Genomic DNA, 19,918 nt, shown 5'->3' with positions numbered 1-19,918 from the left:
AAGATGAAAATTCAAGGAAAAATACGATTTGCAAAGCCGGAAGATATTCCCCAAATAATTCAGCTGTGTCATTTACACGCAGCTTATGAAGAAGCTGAGTATGTTATGGAAAGGAAGGCTGAACTTTTAAAGAAAGACTTATTCGAGACATCTCCGAAACTTTACTGTTTAGTCGTAGAATACGATTCGGTTTTATTAGGGTATGCAACTTATATGAAGCAATATGCTACTTGGGATGCACGAGAGTATATCTATATGGATTGCCTATTCATAAGAGAATTTGCAAGAGGGCTAGGGTTGGGCGAAAAGTTGATAGTGAGAATTCAGAAAGAGGCTACTTTTCTAGATTGCGAATTAATACAATGGCAAACTCCTGATTTTAATACTAAGGCGATGAAGTTTTACAGACGCATTGGCGCTAAATCTAAATCTAAAGAACGCTTCTTTTTGAAGACAAAACAATAGCATACTATGACACATAAGAAAATTACCCTTTTCATAATATTTCATCTTACGTTAATGCTAATAGTAGGATGTACATCTAAAACGTTTAATACCACTACAGATTGGGCAAACAGTCATCTTGATGTTTTACATCAAGATATTGATATATCGGTAGATTTGGATAACAAAAGATTATTTGGGAATACGAGACTTGAAATTTTGCCAAATAAAATTGTTGATAGTATTAGATTGAACGCAGTACAAATGTCAATAAAGTACGTTAAAAATAAGGATGGGAATTCAATTGGTTACACAGTAAATGATTCTTTAATTACGATAAATCTTCAAAATAATATTGACTTTACGGATACTCTCATTTTGGATATCGGTTTTGAAACGTTATACGAAAATCAGTCAGACCCATCTAATATTTGGGGAAGTTTTGGGAATGGAGTGCGATATTTCCAGACAACACAAACAGAGAATGAAAGAAGACAACAACTCTGGGCTTTTGGTGAACCTAATTCTAGTAGATACTGGTTTCCTTCAAATGATAACCCAGAAGATTTACGAACAACGAACATAACAATAAGTGTTGAAAAACACCTTTTAGCAATATCAAGTGGTAGTTTGGTATCATCAGTTCAAAATGGCGATAATATAATTTATAACTGGATTAGTAATCAACAATACAGCCCACATAACACGTTTCTAGTTGTTGGAGCGTATGCAAATGTAGAGCAGAAATATCAAGATGTCAATATCAATAATTATGGATATCCTGATGAAAAGTTAGGAACTAAAGAAAGTGTGATACGCTTACCAGATATGATGAAGTTCTTTTCAGAGTATATGGGAGTAAAGTATCCTTACAAGAGCTATTCTCAAATTTTTGTTCAAGATTTTGGTGGTTGGAAACCTGGTTTAGCAACATCAATTATTACTGAAAATATGATTGATGATAAAACCACCCACGAGGATTTTTTTTATGGTTGGGACTTAACTGAGAGTGAGGCTTTAGCAGCACAATGGTTTGGCAGCTACTTAAAACCAAAAAGCTGGAACGACACTTGGTTGACTAAAGGTTTTTCGCGGTATTTTTCAGGTCTTTATAATGAATATAAAAATGGAAATACTGAGTTTCTAACCTATCAGCTTTCTCCTGATTTGTCTGCTTATTTAAGTGATTGGAATGCTGAACTTCAAACAATAGTAGTCCCAGATAATATTGAGGATGTTGATTATTTTGTAAATAGCAATGCTCCTTACCTCAAAGGGGCTAGGGTATTGCATATGTTGCGCAAAGAGTTGGGAGAGAAAAAATGGAAACAATTAATCCAAACTTATGTAAATGAATATAGCGATAAGCTGATTACTACAGAGGACTTTATCGATGTTGTAAACCAAATTGCCAATAAGCCTATGAATTGGTTCTTTGAACAGTGGATTTATGGGGTTGGACATCCAAAATTCAGGGTAGAACACCGTTTTAATGATGCTAGAAACGAGCTGACATTAGATATTTATCAACAACAAAAAGTGGATTCCACTATTGGAGGTAAGCGTATTCCGTTTTTTAAAGGAAAAATGCTTATTGAGATTAATGAAAAAGTTGAGAGCATTAATATCGAAGCAGCCTATAAAAATACTTTTGTGTTTTCCACAAATACATCCCCAAGTTTAGTAAACTTAGACTTTGAAGATACTTGGATCAAAGAGCAAATATCAATTCAAAAGGAAGCGGAGCAGCTTTTAATTGAACTTAAAACGAGTAAAGATGTTTTGCATCGTATAACAACTATGCAAAGGCTTACTTCTAGAGTGTTGTCTGACACTACTGACGCTGAAATAAGATCAAAAGTGAAGGATGCTCTACTAAGTCAATCTTTTAATGAAGACTATTGGAGAATGCGTCTTACCGCAATTAGTCAATTGGGGCAACTTTTTAACCCTTCTTCTGACTTCAAAATTGTCTTAGATAAAAAAACAGAAAAGGTGTTACTACAGTTGGTGGAAAGAGAAACTTCTTGGGTGAAAGCTTGGACAATTAATTTCTTGGGAAACACTCGGGACCAGAAGTATGTTCCAATATATTTAGAAGGCTTAAAAGACTATAGTGACAGAGTTGTTTTTATGTCTGCAATTGCTTTAGGTAAAAGTAGAGATTCAAAAGCATATACGGCACTTATGGACCTACCTAAAAAGCCTTCTTGGAAAAATCAAAGTTTGATAAGTGCTTTATATGGTTTAAAAGAGTTGAAAGACCTACGCGGTTATGACCTAGCTATGGACGCTCTTTTTGATTCGAATAAGCCACATTGGAATTTGGCCACCCCCATCTGGGATCATAGGTTAGCTGCCGCTTACACATTAAAAGCACTAGATAAAACCGAAGAAGGAAGTAAATTGGTATTCAAAAACTTTAGCAATGCTATTGAAGATGGAAATATGAATGATATTTTTTACAATGCACAAACTCTAGGTATTTTAGGAGGTGAATATTGGTTACAAGCGGTTAAAATGTTGAAAAAAGAATACGCAATTGATAAGAATGTAATTAGGGCCTTAGAGAATTTAGAAAATCAATTTCCGGTAAATTGAAATATGGCGCTTAAAGTGTAACATTTAAGGGTTTTGATTATCCATCAAATAATAATAATAATCACTCAATTATGGAATTTAAAAAATATTTAGTCTGCTGCTTATGTCTTTTCGCAATAACTCTTGCCGCTCAGAATAGTACGAGATATAATGGAGAGGAAACAAATAAAATTAAAGTATTGAATTTTGGTACTTTTCATATGGGGTTAACCACAGATGAGAACAAAACAGAGTTTGACGAAAATGATGAAAAAAATATAAAAGAGGTACACCAAATAGCTGAGAAGCTAGCTCAGTTTAAACCTACGGTGATTTTGGTGGAAACTGTGCCTGATTACAATGCTAGGCTTCAAGAGCAGTACGCTGAATATGCAAAGAATCCACAAAAACGATTCAAAAACCCAAGTGAAATTGAACTACTGGCTTATGAACTAGGAAGACTAGTGGGCGCAAAAAGAATTTATGGCGTAGACCATAAAATGGGATATAATTATAAGGTGGCAAGGGAAATTAATAATCAAATTGACAATCAAACAATAACGGAATATTATAAAAACCCTTTTAAAGGTATTGAAGAGTATGATGATAGTAATGAGAATAATAAGGATATACCATTATTGGATAAATTAAAGTTATGCAATGCTGATAGATATTTAGATTTTCTAATTAGCATTAACTCAGATGTGTTAACCCACGCGGGTACTGATGGTAATTTTGAAGGAGCAGATGAAGCTGCAAAATACTATAAGAGAAACTTGCGAATGTATTCTAATATAAACCGTATTAACTTAAAACCAGAGGATAGAGTTTTTATTTTGATGGGGGCAAGTCACACAGCATTTTTTAGAGATTTTATTAGTAGAAGTCCTAAATATATAATGGTTGACACGTTTAAATATTTGAAATGAGGGTTTTGTTATTTCTTTTTTGTTTGATCCTCGTTTCCTGTCAAGAAAATATAAATAATGACAAATGGGATGTTGTTTTAGCGACGGATAAAAATGGAGAAGTTATCAAAGGTGATAAGGCAAGTTTGATAAACTGCATTAGAAATGGTGCTGACATTAAGATTGGCTGGGGCAACAAGAATAAAAGACATTCTATTGAGCACATTGCACAACCTATTTGGCTAGCGATATTAGATGAAAAAGAAGTTATTGCCCATTTAGAACCGCAGGTACTCTCTAATGTAAATTGGGAAAAAGGGAATGCTAACTACGAAACACTGTCGAAGATTCAAGAAGAGTGGCGCGTAGTCATAACAACCAAAGGCGATTTTGATGCTATTTGGTATAATAGAAAAGAAGATTCTGTAACAACCAGAAGAGTTCAAAACCCTGTTATAAGTTGGTTTGGTAAGCGAACTAAAGAAACATCTAAATCACTTCCTCTGTATTCAGAGAAAAGGTGAATTTGATTTTATAAAAATATCAAAAAAGAATGCATCTTTTTCATTCATTGTAGTCAATAGAAACCTGATTTACAGCTTAATAATTCAAATTTATGTACTGTGAGATACATTTTGTTAGTCTTCATGTTTGTTATTCTTTGTTCCTGCAAAGATGCGTCTTCGCATAATCAATGGCATTTGGCATATAAGAATGATTCAAATGGAAAGACCATATTTGGTTCAAAACAAGATTTAATTCTTGCCATAAGAAATGGTGAGAAAGTTCGTGTTGGTTTTGGAGGTCGACTAAGAAGCGATAGTACTCTGACAATAGAACATACTTTTGAGGCGCAATTCTTAACCATCTTGAACAATAAAGAAGTTTACGCTCAAATGACACCTATTTTGGGCCAAAATCCTTTAATTGAGAAAGACACAACCAACATTTTATTTCGGCCGACACAGTGGAATATTATTGTTGGCACCAATGGATTTTCTGATAGAATTACACTTAGCTTGAACAAAGATTCAATACTTTCTCAAAATCAAAGAAACATGGATGTTTCTTGGTTTCTTATGAAAGTTCCAGTTAATAAAAAAGAAATTGGCATTCCGTTATTTGAACACTAAACTAACTGCTTAAAATAGTGACTTTTTTTTTGCTGAATTCTTTAAAAGTTATCTTAGCATTTCAATGCTCATGGTACTATTTTTCTGTTTTTAAAACAGCAATTTTGATAGTAGAGTATTGATTATTTTAAAAGAAAGTTACCGATTACTTGTTATACTTATCTAGTATTCAAATAAGGCTCAGTAGTATTTAGTTTGCTAGGTCCAAACATAGCTGAAATATTTTGTATTGGCATATTATTCAGCTTCAGTTGAGTTGCAAAATTAGGAACGGAATCAACCGAATCATAAGTTATTAGATTTTTAATTTTTTTGAACGAAGGTTAACTGATATGAATATAAATTTTATTTGTTATTAGATTTTGTGAATACTCTTAAAGAAGCTTCCAAGTAGACGGTCGAAGGTTTGAATCCTTTTGCGATTACCAAGAATACCAGGCCTTCACAGATGTGAAGGTTTTTTTGTTTATACTCCTTACGGAATCTGTGTGTTAAGAAAAAATTAAGGATGCATTATCCTCACTTGCTAAGTTCATAAATGAAAGAAAAAAAAGTAATTTAAGTAGGTATTCTAGTTTCCCCTCTCGATTTATAATTCAATGACAATTTTAGGTTTTTTAAAGCTCCTAAACTTTTCATTTTAACCGTAAAACTAAATATGATGAAATTAAGAATCGCAACATTCAATCTAGAAAATTTAGATGATCAAGAAAATCAGAACCCTTCATTAGAGAAAAGAATTAAAGTTTTAAGACCTCAATTGTTAAGACTTAAAGCTGACGTTATTTGCTTTCAAGAAATTCAAGGGCAAGAGACTGTAGGAGAGCCAAGAGATATTACTGCGCTGAAAGAACTTTTAAAAAATACTCCATATGAAGATTACAATATGGTTTCCACTAAAACACAGGGCAGTGATGAAGTATATGATAAGAGAAATTTAGTTATTGTAAGTAAATATTCTTTTGAGGGAGAACCAGTGCAAGTTAAAAATAGCCTTCTTACACCTCCAAGCTATAATTACGTGACTGACACAGGTGCAGATGCGGACCAGGCCAAAGAGATAAAAATAGAACGGCCCATATTTTATGTCAAAATAAGGGTGAATGATGATACTATTCTTCACGTAATCAACCTTCATTTAAAATCTAGAAATGCTTCTAATGTAACTGGGCAAAAAATAAATCAATTTGCGTGGAGAAACAGCTCGGCCTGGGCAGAAGGGTATTTTGTTTCATCCATGAAACGAGTTGCACAATCCATAGAGACTAGAATGCTAATAGATTCTATTTTCGAAGAAAACCCTAATGCTAAAATAGTTGTTTGTGGCGATTTTAACGCCCATCCTAAAGAAGTCCCTGTTGAGGCAATAGCGGGAAAGGTGGCCAATACGGGCAACTCAGAACTTAATCAATTTGAAATGGTAGCTTGTGAGAATACTATTCCAGAATCTTCAAGGTACACCTATATCTATCGTGGGCAGAAACGATTAATAGACCATATTTTGATTTCCAAAGCTTTGATGCCATTCTACAGGACATCTGAAATACACAATGAAACTTTAGAAGATGAATCGGTTGCTTTTGCTCTAGATTCTAAGTTTCCAGAATCTGATCATGCTCCTTTTATAATTGAGCTAGAATTAGAATCAGTGGAGTAGACTGAAAACAGCAAGGTTTTTTACTAACATATTGGCATTTATGTGCTTAACAACGTTTGGGTTGAGCAGTGTTTTTGGATGAGGTCAATATTTTTTATCTGTTGCTTATCTTTTTAAGCTTAATTTTCTTTATTCATAGTTTTTGGCGTACTTCACATAAAACAATTGAAATGACAATTTTTGTTGATATGGATGAGGTAGTTGCAGATACCTATCAAGCCCATTTAGATATTTACCAAAAAGATTTTGAAACTTCATTTGGCAAAGAAGATTGTGATGGCAAAGAGTTTTGGCAATGCGTACCAAAAGAACACCAGAAAAGTGTAAAAGACCACGCTTGGCAAGTGGGTTTCTTTAGAGATTTAAAGGTGATTAAGGATAGTCAGAAAGTTTTAGAAAAAGTTTCTAAAAAACATCATGTTTATATTGCTTCTGCAGCTATGCAGTTTCCAAATTCGCTAAAAGAAAAATCTGACTGGTTAGATGAATTCTTTCCGTTTATACCATGGCAGAATAGAATTTTATGTGGTCATAAACATATTTTAAAAGGAGATATTTTGATTGATGATAGAAGCTATAACCTTCACAATTTTGATGGCCGGTCAATTTTATTTACATCTCCTCATAATACTAAAACTGTTGATTATGAAAGGGCGAACTCATGGTTAGAAATAGAAGAAAAGTTATTATGAACAGATTAGTTTTGATATCTATACTACTTTCTGTGCTCTTTTTAGGAGGTTGCGCTGGTCAAAGTCGCTTGATTGATAGTGAACTGCAAACCGTTACTAAAGAGAATTTGCAGTATTATCTTTACTACCCTAGGGATTACGATAATAAAGAAGAAACTAACTTTGGATTGCTATTGTTTCTCCATGGAGGTGGAGAGTCTGGGGCTGAACTGGAGGAAATCAAGAAAAACGGACCGCCAAAATTGTTGGTGCAGGGCAAGGAGTTTCCGTTCTTGGTTTTGGCACCACAAAATCCGCATAAGCGAAAATGGTGGAACATTCATGCCGTAAATCAATTACTAGATGAAATTATAGCAACCAATAGAGTTGACCCCAACCGAGTTTATTTAACAGGACTGAGTAGAGGAGGAAGCGCAGCATGGGACTTGGCAGTGCAATACCCTAAAAAGTGGGCGGCTTTGGCCGTGGTCTGCGGAATGGCCCCAGTACCTTATGCCCATTGGATTGATAGAGAATTGCCCATTTGGGTCTTTCATGGAGATAAAGACCCTATTATTTCTGTTGAAGAATCAGATAAAATGGTGGCTAAACTAAAAGAGATGAGTTATAAGGTGAAGTATACGCGTTATAAAGGTGTAGGTCATAATTCTTGGACTAGGGCTTACACCACGGATGACTTGTATGAGTGGATGGAAAACCAAAAAAGGGATTAATGGCACGTTATTTTTTTCTCATTGGATTACTTATTATAAGTGGCTGTAAAAGGTCAGTGAAAGTGCCAAAAACCGCAGTAGATGAAGTAAGGGAAATTGTTTTAGACTCTGTGAGAGATAGTGCAGTTGAAAAACAGATTACGCAAAAAGAGTTTCGTTCTTTCGATAGACTAGCCGATACCACTTTTGTTCGATTGGCAGATTTTAGCGATGATTTTGTCTATGATATGCGTTATGCAACTGAAAATAATTTTTTAAAGGCTAAAGTTTATGATTGTGCGGAATGTTATACCCGTGCAAAGACGGCCAAAGCCTTGATTAAAGCTAATAAAGAATTTATTTCTAAGGGGTTTAAGATAATGTTCTACGATTGCTATCGCCCTAATTCCGTGCAATATAAAATGTGGGAAATTGTACCCAACCCACAATATGTTGCCAACCCTGTAAAAGGCTCCATTCATAATAAAGGCGGTGCCGTAGATATTACTCTGGTTGATTTAGAAGGAAACGAGCTGGACATGGGAACCGATTTTGATTTTTTTGGGAAACGTGCTTACCACGATAACCTAGATTTACCCCAAAACATACTTGACAATAGAAAACTCCTAAAAGAAACTATGGAAAAACATGGTTTTTGGTCTATTCGTACTGAATGGTGGCATTATAATCTATCCAACGGCAGTAATGATAAAGTGGCTGATTTTAAGTGGGAGTGTGAGTAGTGTGAATTGATCATTGTTAAAAATTAAATTTTCTGGCAAAAGACAAAAATAAGCTGGTCATTTAAATCGGTTGTAAAAAATAAATAGCTATCACCACCATCGCTAATCTTTAGCTTTTTACGAATAGTAGCTACCGATTCGGGGAAATTACGCGTAGTAATATTAGCTTTAGTTCCCTTTAATTTTCGAAACTCTTTTTTAGTGTAGGGAAATACGTTTTCAACTTTAAATCTGCGCCCGGGAAAATCGATTGGTTGATTTGAAGTATATAAATGAGAATGTTCATGTAACTTTTTTAACCCAAAAGCCTCGCCAATAGATTTAAACCCACCAGATTTTAATATCGCAGCATTAGGTTCGTAAAGATATTTTTCTGGTAATCCAATTTCAGAAATTAACTTTTTTTCACCACTAAGTGTAAAATCAAATGCTTCTTCAGAATTGATTTGAAGGTTTGTGGTTTTTATTTGAATGGTATCTTCAAAATCTTTTTTTAAAATCCATAGCAACTCTTTTACCTCATTTTTGAAAGCAACAACATGCACCTCTTTTACAGATTTTAAATCTGAAATCCCTTGACTGATGTCTAAAAGGGGAGCGGTTTTTATCATCACGTTTTCTGTTTTCTCAAAAATTGTTTTAAGATTTGCAGGAACATTTGGCAGACAATCTTGTAACAAAAACACTTTTCCCTTAGCATCATTTCGTCGCGATGGATCAATGAAAACCCAATCAAATTTCTTCTCTGAAGTGCTCAAAAAATCAAGTCCATTTTCAACAATACATTTGATGTTTTTTACATTCAAAATATCGAAGTTATAGGCAGCAATTTCTGAAAGGTTTTGATTGATTTCACAATGAATGATACGGTCGAATTCTTTCGAAAAAAAGTAACTGTCCACACCTAATCCTCCAGTGATGTCCAAGAGAGATTTTCCTTTAATAATACTAGCTTTGTACTTCGCTGTTTGCTCAGAACTGGTTTGCTCAATATGCAACTTTTTGGGGTAGTATATTTGCGGAGTAGCGAACCAAGTAGGCAGTTTGTCTTTACACTTTTTTTTGGCTTCAAGCTGTTCTGAGAGTTCTTTTTGGGTTACATCATCAAAAAAGGGCTTTTTAAGCAATACTGACACGATGTCAGTATTCCAATTATTTTTTATAAATTCTTGAAAACCAGTTTTTAAAATAGCTTTATTCAAAGTGTTACTATAAATTTTTAGTCAACTTTTTTACAATACTATTTTCACTCAAAAATTCTTTTAAAATAACCTTAATCGCTGTATAACCGGGTACAGCAATGACCATTCCGACTACACCAAAAAGTAACCCTGCTATAATAATGACCAAGAAGATTTCTAAGGGATGAGACTTCACGGAATTTGAAAAAATAAATGGTTGTGAAAAGAAATTATCGATGAGTTGACCAACTAGCAATCCGATTAAAACATAGGAGGTTTTAGGCAAAATTACAGCACTAAAATCAGCTCCTAAATAACTGGTCATGGTCAGGGTGATCATGATAACCCCACCAATGATTGGACCCACATAGGGAATGATGTTAAAAAGGGAGCATAAAAAGGCAATTACAATGGCATTTTCAACCCCGACAATTAACAAAGTAATCGTGTAGATTACAAACAGAATAAATAGCTGTAAAAGTATTCCGCCAAAATATCTTGACAATAAATTATTGATCTTATCGATAGACTTTACCATGTTGCCCTCTTTTGTATTTGGAACAAAAGTCAAAAGGCCATTTTGAAAAAGTTTGCTATCCTTTAAAAAGAAGAAAGAGATAAATAAAACAGAGAAAAGCCCGATACTAAAATTGCTTAAAACGTTTAAAAAGGAATTCAAAAAATTTGGAATGAAATTTAAATTAAGACCCTCCAAAACATTTTTCTCTAAATCTGAATCTTCTATAATGTCATTTACGTTAGAAGTGGTAATTCCAAAATAATCGACAATTTCAAGATATAAGGTGTTAAGGTTAACTTTTAAGTCTTCAATATCAAGTAGCGAAAGATTTCTACTTTGCTCATTAATCAATGGAATGAACAAGGCTAGAATACCAATGAATATGGCAAGCATTAAAACCATGGTTAAAATGACCGCCAAGGTGTTTGGAAATTTTAATTTCCTTCTCAAAAACAAAACGATTGGCCTACCGAGTAAGGCAATAACTGCGGCAATGGCCAGATAAGCTAAAACTGACTGTATCTTCAGTAAAAAATAAAATGCTATTGCAACAGCAGCGAGAATAAAAACTGCTCTTAGAATTCCATTAGATATGGTTTTTGAATTCATTGGTTAGGTTTTAAAAGCGTAAGCTACAATATTTGCCCCCATTTGAAGGGCCTTTAAACGAACTGCTTCGGGGTCATTATGCACGGAAGGATCTTCCCAGCCATCACCAAGGTCACTTTCAAATGTAAAAAGCAATACCAATCGCCCTTTATGAAAAATACCTAATGCTTGAGGTCGCTTACCATCATGTTCATGTATTTTGGGCAGCCCATCGGTGAAATTGTATTTTTGATTAAATATGGCATGGTCACTGCCCAATTCTTCCAATGCTTTGTCTGGGAACACTTTATTAAGCTCTCTTTCTAAATAAGGGCGCATACCGTAATTGTCATCGATATGTATAAATCCACCTGACAATAAGTAAGTTCTAAGATTTTCAGCTTCTTCACCTGAAAAGAAAACATTGCCATGCCCGGTCATATGTAGTAGTGGAAATTGAAAAATATTTACATCACCTACTTCAACCGTCTGCGGTTTGGCTTCAATTTTAGTGTTTATATTTTCATTGCAAAAGCGGATAAGATTTGGCAAAGCCGTGGGGTTAGAATACCAATCGCCGCCACCGCCGTACTTCAGAATGGCAATTTCTTGTGCTTTTATATGAGTTGTCACAAAAAAAGTTAAAAAAACAAGTGCTTTAGTAAGTTGCTTCATTCAAAAACGAATAATCAGAGAGAATCAAAAATACAGAATAAGATGTATAAAAAAATTATAATTCCGGTTGTTATAGTCATTGCCTTGTCATCCATGGCCTTTTATCAATCCAAAGTAGAAGATGAAGCTATTGACATCCCAACTCCAATAGAATTAGAGGGATATGAGCCAATCGTGGTTTTAGAGCTTTTTACATCGCAAGGTTGCTCTAGTTGCCCGCCCGCAGATATTTTGTTGGACAAGGCTAAATCTAACTACCCAGAAAACGTATTTGCCTTATCTTATCATGTTGATTATTGGAATTATATAGGTTGGGAAGACCCCTTTAGTAAATCAGCATTTAGTGTGAAACAAAGGGCTTATAATCAAAAATTTAGATCAAGAAGTAATTATACACCGCAAATGGTGGTAAATGGTTTGGAACACTTTGTGGGTTCTAATCAGTCTAAGCTGACCTCAAAAATTAGGGCATACAGTGAAAAGGACTCAGAGAATAAAGTTTTAATTTCTAACATAAAAAAAACGGGTGCATCGATTAGTTTTGATTATGCTTTGCAGGGAGAATTGAAAGGAAAAAACTTAAGAACAGTAGTGGTGTTAGATAGCAGGACCACTTCAGTCAAAAGAGGTGAGAACCGCAATCGAACTTTGAAAAACTCCAATATCGTAGTTTCAGAAAACTATTTACGACTGACTACAGAAACGGGTTCTGGTAATATTTCAATACCCAGTTTTGTAAAAGATAACGAATCAATAACATTAATACTTATTGTAGAAAAAGATGATTTAGCCATTACTGGAGCTGCAAAGCATAGTGCCTAATTATTGAGCATGGCTACGACCGTACAGGAATAAATGGCAGCGGTCTCAGTTCTTAAACGGTTTCTTCCTAAAGAAACTGGAGAAAATCCGTTTTCATAGGCCAACCTAATCTCATTGTTAGAAAAATCTCCTTCAGGCCCAATAAGAATGACTACATCTTTATCAGCTTGCAACCTCCTTTTTAGCTCTACTTTTTCACCTTTTTCACAATGGGCTATTAGCTTTAAATCTCCTTCGCTTTTCTCTACGAATTCGTCCATGGTGACCATTGGGTTCAATTTGGGCAAATAGGTTTGTAAAGACTGCTTCATAGCCGATTGCAAAACTTTCTGCAGACGTTCGGGTTTGATTACTTTTCGTTCCGAATGTTCGCAAAGAATAGGTGTAATTTCGTTGACTCCTATTTCAGTGGCCTTTTCTAAAAACCACTCAAAGCGGTCGTTCATTTTAGTAGGAGCTACAGCTAAATGCAAGGAATATGACTGAGGAATGGTCTTGTCTTCAGAAATTATCTGGGCCTTACATTTTTTAATATCCGCATTCAAAATTTCGGCTTTATACAAGTACCCTTTTCCATTCGTAATGTAAAGTATGTCGCCCTCTTTTTTACGAAGTACCTTTACAATATGTTTGCTTTCTTCTGCACTAAAATAAAATTGTTTAAAGCTATTGTCTAGAGATGGGTTGTAGAAAAGTTGCATTGTTTTGCTAATTATATTTGTTAATCTCGTAAAGTAAAGATTTTTTTACCGTTGGCCATTCTGCATTTATTATGGAAAAAACAACGGTATCTCTTAGGGCACCATCTAGGTCGGTTCTATGATTACGCAATACACCATCTTGTTTGGCACCCAATCTAGTAATGGCATTTCTAGAAGCATGGTTGAACCAATGGGTTCTAAATTCAACGGCGACTGTTTCTAACGTTTCAAAGGCATATTGTAATAATAAAAACTTACAAATGGTATTAACTCCTGTTCGTTGGTAAGATTTAGCATACCAAGTGGAACCAATTTCTAATCTGCGGTTTTCCGCTTCAACATTCATATACCTAGTCGTACCAATTATGGCGTTCGTTTTTATATCAATGACGGTAAAAGGTATGGCAGTCTGTCTTTTTTTATTGGATAATGCAGTTTCTATATAGTCACTAATTGTGGTTTCAGAAGGAACGGAAGTAACCCACAAGTTCCATAACTCTCCATCTGAAGCCGCCTTTAAGAGACCATTTTTATGGGCTTTCTCCAATGGAACTAATTTTATTCCGTCTAATTCTAGCTCTATTTTTTGGAACCAATCTTTCATGAATAAAAAAGTTTATGCTAGTTTTGATTTTGCATGTTCCAAACCAAGTTCAATCCAATATTGCAATTGCTCTTCGGTTCGATACCCTTCTTCAGAAACGAATATAAATTCTTTCATTGGTTTACCGGTAAAGTCCATAGGTCTTACAAACTCCTTTGCAAGCTCATCATCAATCTTATTGCCAATAACTCTAACCATTAAATCATTGTTGATTGCACCAATTGTCATTTTTCCTTTGTATAAATAAGCAAGTCCCCCAAACATCTTTTTCTCGGTGAATGCATCTGGAAATATGTTTAGGGCAACGTTAATTCTATTCGATAGGTCTTCATTGTATGCCATGGCTATAAGGTATATCTAGCTTTTGCTGCAATATTTTGCGCTGCAAAATCTTTTTCTAAAAATTTTAAGTATCCAACAATGCCTATCATAGCCGCATTATCGGTACAATATTCAAATTTAGGAGTGTATGTTTTCCAACCTAAACTATTTTCCGCTTCTTTTAACCTAGCTCGAATTCCAGAATTTGCAGCTACGCCACCACCAATTGTAATTTGTTTTATCCCTGTTTGTTTTACAGCTAGTTTCAATTTATCCATTAGAATTTCTAAAATGGTAAATTGAATTGAAGCACAAATATCATTCAAGTTTTCTTCAATGAACCTTGGATTTTCTCGTACTTTCTTTTGAACAAAATAGAGAATGCTTGTTTTTAATCCGCTAAAGCTAAAATTCAAACCGTCAACCTTTGGTTTGGGAAACGGAAACGCTTTTGGATTACCTTCTTGAGCATATTTATCAATTAAAGGACCCCCAGGGTAGGGTAAGCCCAATAGTTTGGCACTCTTGTCAAAAGCCTCACCTACAGCATCGTCCAATGTTTGTCCTAAGATTTCCATATCAAAGTTAGCATTCACTTGTACAATTTGAGTATGTCCGCCACTTAAGGTCATCGCTAAAAATGGGAAAGATGGTGAAGTCTGATTTTCATCCTTTATAAAGTGTGCTAAAATATGAGCCTGCATATGGTTCACTTCTATAAGTGGAATACCAAGCCCTAACGCTAAAGACTTAGCGAAAGAAGTACCGACCAATAAAGATCCCATGAGCCCTGGGCCTCTAGTAAAGGCTATTGCCGATAGGTGTTTTTTGTCGATATTTGCCTTGGCTAATGCTTGATGTACTACAGGTACAATATTTTGCTGATGTGCCCTTGATGCCAACTCAGGTACAACCCCACCATATTGTTCATGTATGTGTTGTGTTGCCACCACGTTGCTTAACACTTTGTCATTGCAAAGTACAGCGGCAGATGTATCATCGCAAGACGATTCAATGGCTAGAATAAAATTTTCTTGACTTTTCACCTATTTTGGAACAGAAGTTGATCGTACAAAGATAAAAGGTAAAGCGCTATCAAAAAATTTAGAAAAATATTGCTTAGAATAGTACTGGTGCTTCTTCTCATTTTAGTGCTATCTTCCATTATTTTTTCACTTCCTGTGGTGCAGACCAAGATTGCGAAAAGAGCTACAGACAGTCTTAATGCTGAATTTGGAACCAATATCAACATTGATAGAGTCCAGTTTTCACCATTCACGCTTGGTGCAATTGTGAAAGATATTTATGTAGAAGATTATCAAAAAGACACCTTGTTCTTCATTAAAAAGCTTTCGACCTCAGTATTGAGCATTCGTAATATGATGAATGGTCAATTGGAGTTTGGTGATATTGATGTGGATGAGCTTTTGTTTAAAATGAAAACTTATAAAGGTGAAACAGATACCAACTTAGATAAGTTTGTAGCTAAATTAGATGATGGCCAGCCAAGAGCGCCTGGCACCCCTCCATTTTTTATGTCATCTACTGAGATAAACCTTAATGATAGCAAATTTTATTTGATTGATGAGAATCTTGAAAATACTGATGTACTGCGCTTTCGTGATTTAAAAGTAAAAGCTACCGACTTTCAAATTCTTGGTCCAGAGGTTGGTATGAGTATCAATAATCTTTCGTTGCGTAGTAGGAGAAATTTACGACTAGAAAAACTTACCACAGAGTTCAAGTATACAAAGCAGCAAATGCGCTTTGATTCTCTGTACATCAATACGCAAGAGTCGATCTTAAAGGGTAATCTACAATTCAATTATAATAGAGAAGACTTTTCTGATTTTTTAAATAAGGTCAATGTTAAAGCAAACTTTGAAGAATCTACTGTTGCATTCAATGAAATCAATGCTTATTTCAATGAATTTGGTACCGATAAAACAGCAAATTTTTCTAGTACTATTGACGGTGTGCTAAATGATTTGTTGGTTACGGACCTAATTTTGCTTTCTGATAATACAGGAGTGCGTGGCGATTTTAATTTTAGAAACCTTTTTAAAGAAGAAGAGCCTTTTATTATGGTGGCAAAAATGGATAATGTCACCTCAAGTTATTATCAATTGCGCGGATTGCTGCCCAATATTTTAGGAAAATCCATACCCACTTCTTTTCAAAAGCTTGGACAATTTACAGTTAGGGGAGATGCTGAAGTAACTGATAGTTCAGTCGATGTTCAAGTAAATTTGAATACAGCTATCGGTAGTAGTTACTCAGACCTTCAAATGACCAATATCAATAATATTGACGATGCTTCATATCGCGGATTTATATCGTTGATCGATTTTGACTTAGGGGAATTTATTGATAATCCTAAGTTTGGCAAGACGTCATTAGATGTTAATGTTGAAGGTCGTGGTTTTATTGCCGAATACCTCAATACAGAAGCGATAGGTGAAGTGTATAGCATTGATTTTAATAATTACACTTATAAGGGATTAAAACTTTCTGGAATCATTAAAGAAGAGCTTTTCGATGGTTCTCTGATTAGTACAGATGAAAATTGCAAGTTCGATTTTAAAGGTTTAGCAGATTTTAGTGAAGAACGTAGCGATTTTAACTTTATCGCTAATGTTGACTATGCCGATTTTAAGAGGCTTAATTTTATTTCTGACACAATTTCTATTTTTAAGGGGAACGTAAAAATGGATATTGCAGGTAACTCACTTGACAATATTACGGGTGATGTAAAATTTGAAAACACCATTTATCAAAATAAAAACAATACCTATAACTTTGACGATTTTGCGATATCCTCAACCTTTGAAAATGACTCTTTGCGAAATATCCAGATCATATCTCCTGACATTATAACGGGATATATGAAAGGTAATTTCAGAATTGCTGAGTTAGGTAAACTATTTCAAAATTCTTTAGGTAGTATTTATACAAATTATAAACCATTTGAAATCTCAAATGGACAAGAAATAGCATTTAATTTTAAAATATATAATAAGATTATCAGCATATTTCTACCTGAGGTCAATTTTGGGCCTGATACTTTTATTAGGGGTAATATAGTTGCCGATGAGGGAGACTTTAAACTAACATTTAAATCACCTGCAATTGAGGCATATAAAAATGAGTTTGAGAATATCGAACTCAAAATTGATAACAAAAACCCACTTTTCAATACATTTTTGGCTGTAGATAACATGAAAACAGTCTATTACGACCTAAAAGATTTTAATTTAATCAACACTACATTAAAAGATACTTTGTTTTTTAGAACTGAGTTTAAAGGAGGGAGTCAGTTCAATGACAGTTATAACCTAAATTTTTATCACACGTTTAACCAAGATAACAAATCAGTTATTGGTTTAAAAAGGTCTGAAATCAATTTTAAAGGAAACAATTGGGTATTGAATAAAACCGGCAATAGACAAAATAAGGTTATTGTTAACAGAACTCTAGATAGTATTCAGATTCGTGAAATCGTCATGGACAATGGTAAAGATGAACAGATTCGTTTAAAAGGCCAATTGGCGGATTCTACATATAAAGACCTAGAATTACAATTTAAGATTGTCTCGCTAAACAAAATAACACCTGCAATTGATAGTTTGAAATTAGATGGACAAGTGAATGGTTTTTTAAATATTCTTCAAAAAGATGGCAAGTATCTACCATCTTCAAGTTTGGACATCAATGATTTTTCAGTAAATGACCTGCATATGGGTGATATGGAAGTAGTTGTGTTTGGTAATAATGATTTATCAGAGTTTGGAGTAAATTCTTGGCTAACTGATAATGGGCAAGAAAAATTTAGCGTGAGCGGTAAAATCAATAACTCTAAAACAGAAACTACTTTAGATTTATTGGCATCTTTAAATGATTTTAAGTTAGAACCATTCGCGCCTTTAGGGGAAGATATTATTTCGAATATTAGAGGTTTTTTAAGTGGAAATGTTCGGGTAACAGGTGATGTTAATAGTCCAAATTTTAATGGTACACTTTCCATGGATGAAGCTGGTTTGGGCATATCTTACCTTAATGTAGATTATGATTTTGCACCATTGTCTAGAGTACGGTTGTTTGACCAAACTTTTTATTTTGATAATATAGTATTGAATGATGTCACTTTTGATACCAAAGCAACATTAGACGGTACTATTACTCATAATGCTTTTAGCGATTGGAATTTAGGACTTAATCTGAGTACCAATAATGACCGTTTTTTAATCTTGAATACTGATTTTGATGAAGATGAACTCTATTACGGTACTGGCTTTGTAAACGGAACGGGCAGTATTTTTGGTTCGACCAACGCCTTAAATATTGAGTTTGATGGGGCATCTGCAAGAGGCACACAATTGAAGATTCCTTTAAGTGATGTAACTAGTATTGGCGATTATTCATTTATCAATTTCATAGAAAAAGATGAAAGCAATGTTGTGGTTGGAGAACGCGTTTTAGACAATTATCAAGGATTAGAACTTGCTTTTGATTTGGCTGTAACTCCAGATGCCGAGGTAGAAATTGTGGTAGATCGTGAGAGTGGCAGTACACTTAAAGGTACCGGTGAAGGGCTTTTACTATTTGAAATCAATACCAATGGTAAGTTCAATATGTTTGGTGAATTTGTTGTGGTAACCGGTGAATATCGGTTTAGAAGAGCTGGTCTTATTGATAAAACTTTCACTGTAAGGCCAGGAGGCACAATTCTTTGGGAAAGAGATCCATTGGAAGCTGAACTAAACTTGGAGGCTGTTTATAAACTAAATGCCAATCCTGCGCCATTACTTGATAACCCAAATTATGCCCGTAGAATACCTACAGAGGTGGTGGTGCGTTTAGATGGAGAATTAGAAAGCCCAACTATTGATTTTAATATTGAATTTCCGGGTACAAATTCAGTAATCAAATCTGAACTGGAATATCTCTTACAGGATCCTACTATTGAAAGTAACAATGCTTTTTTCTTACTAGCTCAGGGAACCTTTGTGAATAATCAGACAACTGGTCTGAATCAACAAGCGGTAACAGGTAATTTGATTCAAACCGCATCTGGACTTTTGAATCAAGTACTGGGCGGTAATGACGGTAAGTTTAATTTCGGCTTGTCTTATGAACAGGGGTACGAAGATGTAAACGCGGGAATCAATACTGAAGATCGAATAGGAGTTACCGTATCTACACAAATTTCAGACCGTGTTTTGGTTAATGGCAGAGTTGGTGTACCAGTAGGCGGTGCAACGGAGACAGTTATAGCAGGAGATGTTGAAATACAAGTCTTGTTGAACGAAGATGGTACTTTGAGTGCCAAATTTTTCAATAGACAAGGAGAGATACAGCAATTTTTAGCTGAACAAGGCAATAATAACACCCAGGGCATCGGATTATCATATCAAGTAGATTTCAATAATTTTAATGAACTGATGAACAAGATCTTCAAATCAAAAAAGAAAGAAGAATTGCCAGAAGTTGAACCAGAACTTAATTCAAACGTGATGGGAAAGGATAGTTTAATTCGCTTTTACACTAAAAAAAATACCTTTAAAGAATAAAATGACAGGTTCTTGTGAAAATTTGTTTAAAAAACTTAACGAAATCGTTTGCGTCTATTAGATATTTTAAATTAGTTAGTGTCTCAT

Annotated in this window: 18 protein-coding genes; 11 read left to right on the top strand and 7 right to left on the bottom strand. The window is 34.6% G+C overall.

Annotated features, from left to right (window positions below; translation table 11 throughout):
• The first annotated feature begins 3 nt into the window (after positions 1-3).
• The 9 genes from RM706_RS15580 (at position 4) to RM706_RS15540 (ending at position 8,849) form a co-directional block, all read left to right on the top strand.
• On the top strand, positions 4-465 hold the full coding sequence (locus tag RM706_RS15580; protein WP_311353199.1) for a GNAT family N-acetyltransferase: 462 nt from the start codon (positions 4-6) through the stop codon (positions 463-465).
• Between the two features lie 6 nt (positions 466-471).
• Positions 472-3,045 (top strand): M1 family aminopeptidase, encoded by a 2,574-nt coding sequence (locus tag RM706_RS15575; RefSeq protein WP_311353198.1) that lies wholly within the window; start codon positions 472-474, stop codon positions 3,043-3,045.
• Between the two features lie 71 nt (positions 3,046-3,116).
• Positions 3,117-3,953: a DUF5694 domain-containing protein gene (locus RM706_RS15570; RefSeq protein WP_311353197.1), complete on the top strand. Its 837-nt coding sequence runs from the start codon at positions 3,117-3,119 to the stop codon at positions 3,951-3,953.
• Positions 3,950-4,456 carry a hypothetical protein gene (locus RM706_RS15565; protein ID WP_311353196.1) on the top strand — a complete coding sequence of 169 codons (507 nt, stop codon included), beginning with the start codon at positions 3,950-3,952 and terminating at the stop codon, positions 4,454-4,456. The genes RM706_RS15570 and RM706_RS15565 overlap by 4 nt, the downstream gene beginning before the upstream one ends.
• A gap of 99 nt (positions 4,457-4,555) precedes the next feature.
• Positions 4,556-5,065: a hypothetical protein gene (locus RM706_RS15560; protein WP_311353195.1), complete on the top strand. Its 510-nt coding sequence runs from the start codon at positions 4,556-4,558 to the stop codon at positions 5,063-5,065.
• A gap of 661 nt (positions 5,066-5,726) precedes the next feature.
• Positions 5,727-6,722 (top strand): endonuclease/exonuclease/phosphatase family protein, encoded by a 996-nt coding sequence (locus tag RM706_RS15555; RefSeq protein WP_311353194.1) that lies wholly within the window; start codon positions 5,727-5,729, stop codon positions 6,720-6,722.
• Between the two features lie 170 nt (positions 6,723-6,892).
• Positions 6,893-7,414 carry a 5' nucleotidase, NT5C type gene (locus tag RM706_RS15550; protein ID WP_311353193.1) on the top strand — a complete coding sequence of 174 codons (522 nt, stop codon included), beginning with the start codon at positions 6,893-6,895 and terminating at the stop codon, positions 7,412-7,414.
• Positions 7,411-8,127, top strand: a complete 717-nt coding sequence (locus RM706_RS15545; RefSeq protein WP_311353192.1) for a carboxylesterase family protein — start codon at positions 7,411-7,413, stop codon at positions 8,125-8,127. The genes RM706_RS15550 and RM706_RS15545 overlap by 4 nt, the downstream gene beginning before the upstream one ends.
• Complete coding sequence (locus tag RM706_RS15540) at positions 8,127-8,849, top strand: M15 family metallopeptidase (RefSeq protein WP_311353191.1); 723 nt, start codon at positions 8,127-8,129, stop codon at positions 8,847-8,849. The genes RM706_RS15545 and RM706_RS15540 overlap by 1 nt, the downstream gene beginning before the upstream one ends.
• A 23-nt stretch (positions 8,850-8,872) precedes the next feature.
• Here RM706_RS15540 and RM706_RS15535 read toward each other — a convergent pair whose 3' ends face one another.
• The 3 genes from RM706_RS15535 to RM706_RS15525 are packed head-to-tail and all read right to left on the bottom strand — an operon-like array spanning position 8,873 to position 11,813.
• On the bottom strand, positions 8,873-10,051 hold the full coding sequence (locus RM706_RS15535) for a class I SAM-dependent methyltransferase (protein ID WP_311353190.1): 1,179 nt from the start codon (positions 10,049-10,051) through the stop codon (positions 8,873-8,875).
• A gap of 7 nt (positions 10,052-10,058) precedes the next feature.
• Complete coding sequence (locus tag RM706_RS15530; protein WP_311353189.1) at positions 10,059-11,159, bottom strand: AI-2E family transporter; 1,101 nt, start codon at positions 11,157-11,159, stop codon at positions 10,059-10,061.
• A 3-nt stretch (positions 11,160-11,162) separates the two neighbouring features.
• Positions 11,163-11,813: a DUF4159 domain-containing protein gene (locus tag RM706_RS15525; RefSeq protein WP_311353188.1), complete on the bottom strand. Its 651-nt coding sequence runs from the start codon at positions 11,811-11,813 to the stop codon at positions 11,163-11,165.
• A gap of 42 nt (positions 11,814-11,855) precedes the next feature.
• Between RM706_RS15525 and RM706_RS15520 the strand changes: the two genes are divergently transcribed.
• Positions 11,856-12,635, top strand: a complete 780-nt coding sequence (locus tag RM706_RS15520) for a DUF1223 domain-containing protein (protein WP_311353187.1) — start codon at positions 11,856-11,858, stop codon at positions 12,633-12,635.
• Here RM706_RS15520 and RM706_RS15515 read toward each other — a convergent pair.
• Genes RM706_RS15515 through tsaD form a run of 4 tightly spaced genes read right to left on the bottom strand, consistent with a single transcriptional unit; the run spans position 12,632 to position 15,307 of the window.
• On the bottom strand, positions 12,632-13,336 hold the full coding sequence (locus tag RM706_RS15515) for a 16S rRNA (uracil(1498)-N(3))-methyltransferase (RefSeq protein WP_311353186.1): 705 nt from the start codon (positions 13,334-13,336) through the stop codon (positions 12,632-12,634). The genes RM706_RS15520 and RM706_RS15515 overlap by 4 nt on opposite strands.
• A gap of 7 nt (positions 13,337-13,343) precedes the next feature.
• A complete protein-coding gene (locus RM706_RS15510; protein ID WP_311353185.1) occupies positions 13,344-13,940 on the bottom strand; it encodes a GNAT family N-acetyltransferase in 597 nt (198 codons plus the stop codon).
• Between the two features lie 12 nt (positions 13,941-13,952).
• Complete coding sequence (locus tag RM706_RS15505) at positions 13,953-14,282, bottom strand: TfoX/Sxy family protein (RefSeq protein WP_311353184.1); 330 nt, start codon at positions 14,280-14,282, stop codon at positions 13,953-13,955.
• A gap of 2 nt (positions 14,283-14,284) precedes the next feature.
• On the bottom strand, positions 14,285-15,307 hold the full coding sequence (tsaD, locus tag RM706_RS15500) for a tRNA (adenosine(37)-N6)-threonylcarbamoyltransferase complex transferase subunit TsaD (RefSeq protein ID WP_311353183.1): 1,023 nt from the start codon (positions 15,305-15,307) through the stop codon (positions 14,285-14,287).
• Positions 15,308-15,355: 48 nt separating this feature from the next.
• On the opposite strand from tsaD, the gene RM706_RS15495 reads away from it, so the two are divergent.
• Positions 15,356-19,831, top strand: a complete 4,476-nt coding sequence (locus tag RM706_RS15495; RefSeq protein WP_489752981.1) for a translocation/assembly module TamB domain-containing protein — start codon at positions 15,356-15,358, stop codon at positions 19,829-19,831.
• The last annotated feature ends 87 nt before the right edge of the window (positions 19,832-19,918 follow it).

It is taken from the genome of Croceitalea rosinachiae (genome assembly GCF_031846445.1).
In the GTDB taxonomy this organism is placed as follows: domain Bacteria; phylum Bacteroidota; class Bacteroidia; order Flavobacteriales; family Flavobacteriaceae; genus Croceitalea; species Croceitalea rosinachiae.
Note: the sequence above shows the minus strand (reverse complement) of the source record. Positions and strands in the feature narration are given on the sequence as shown.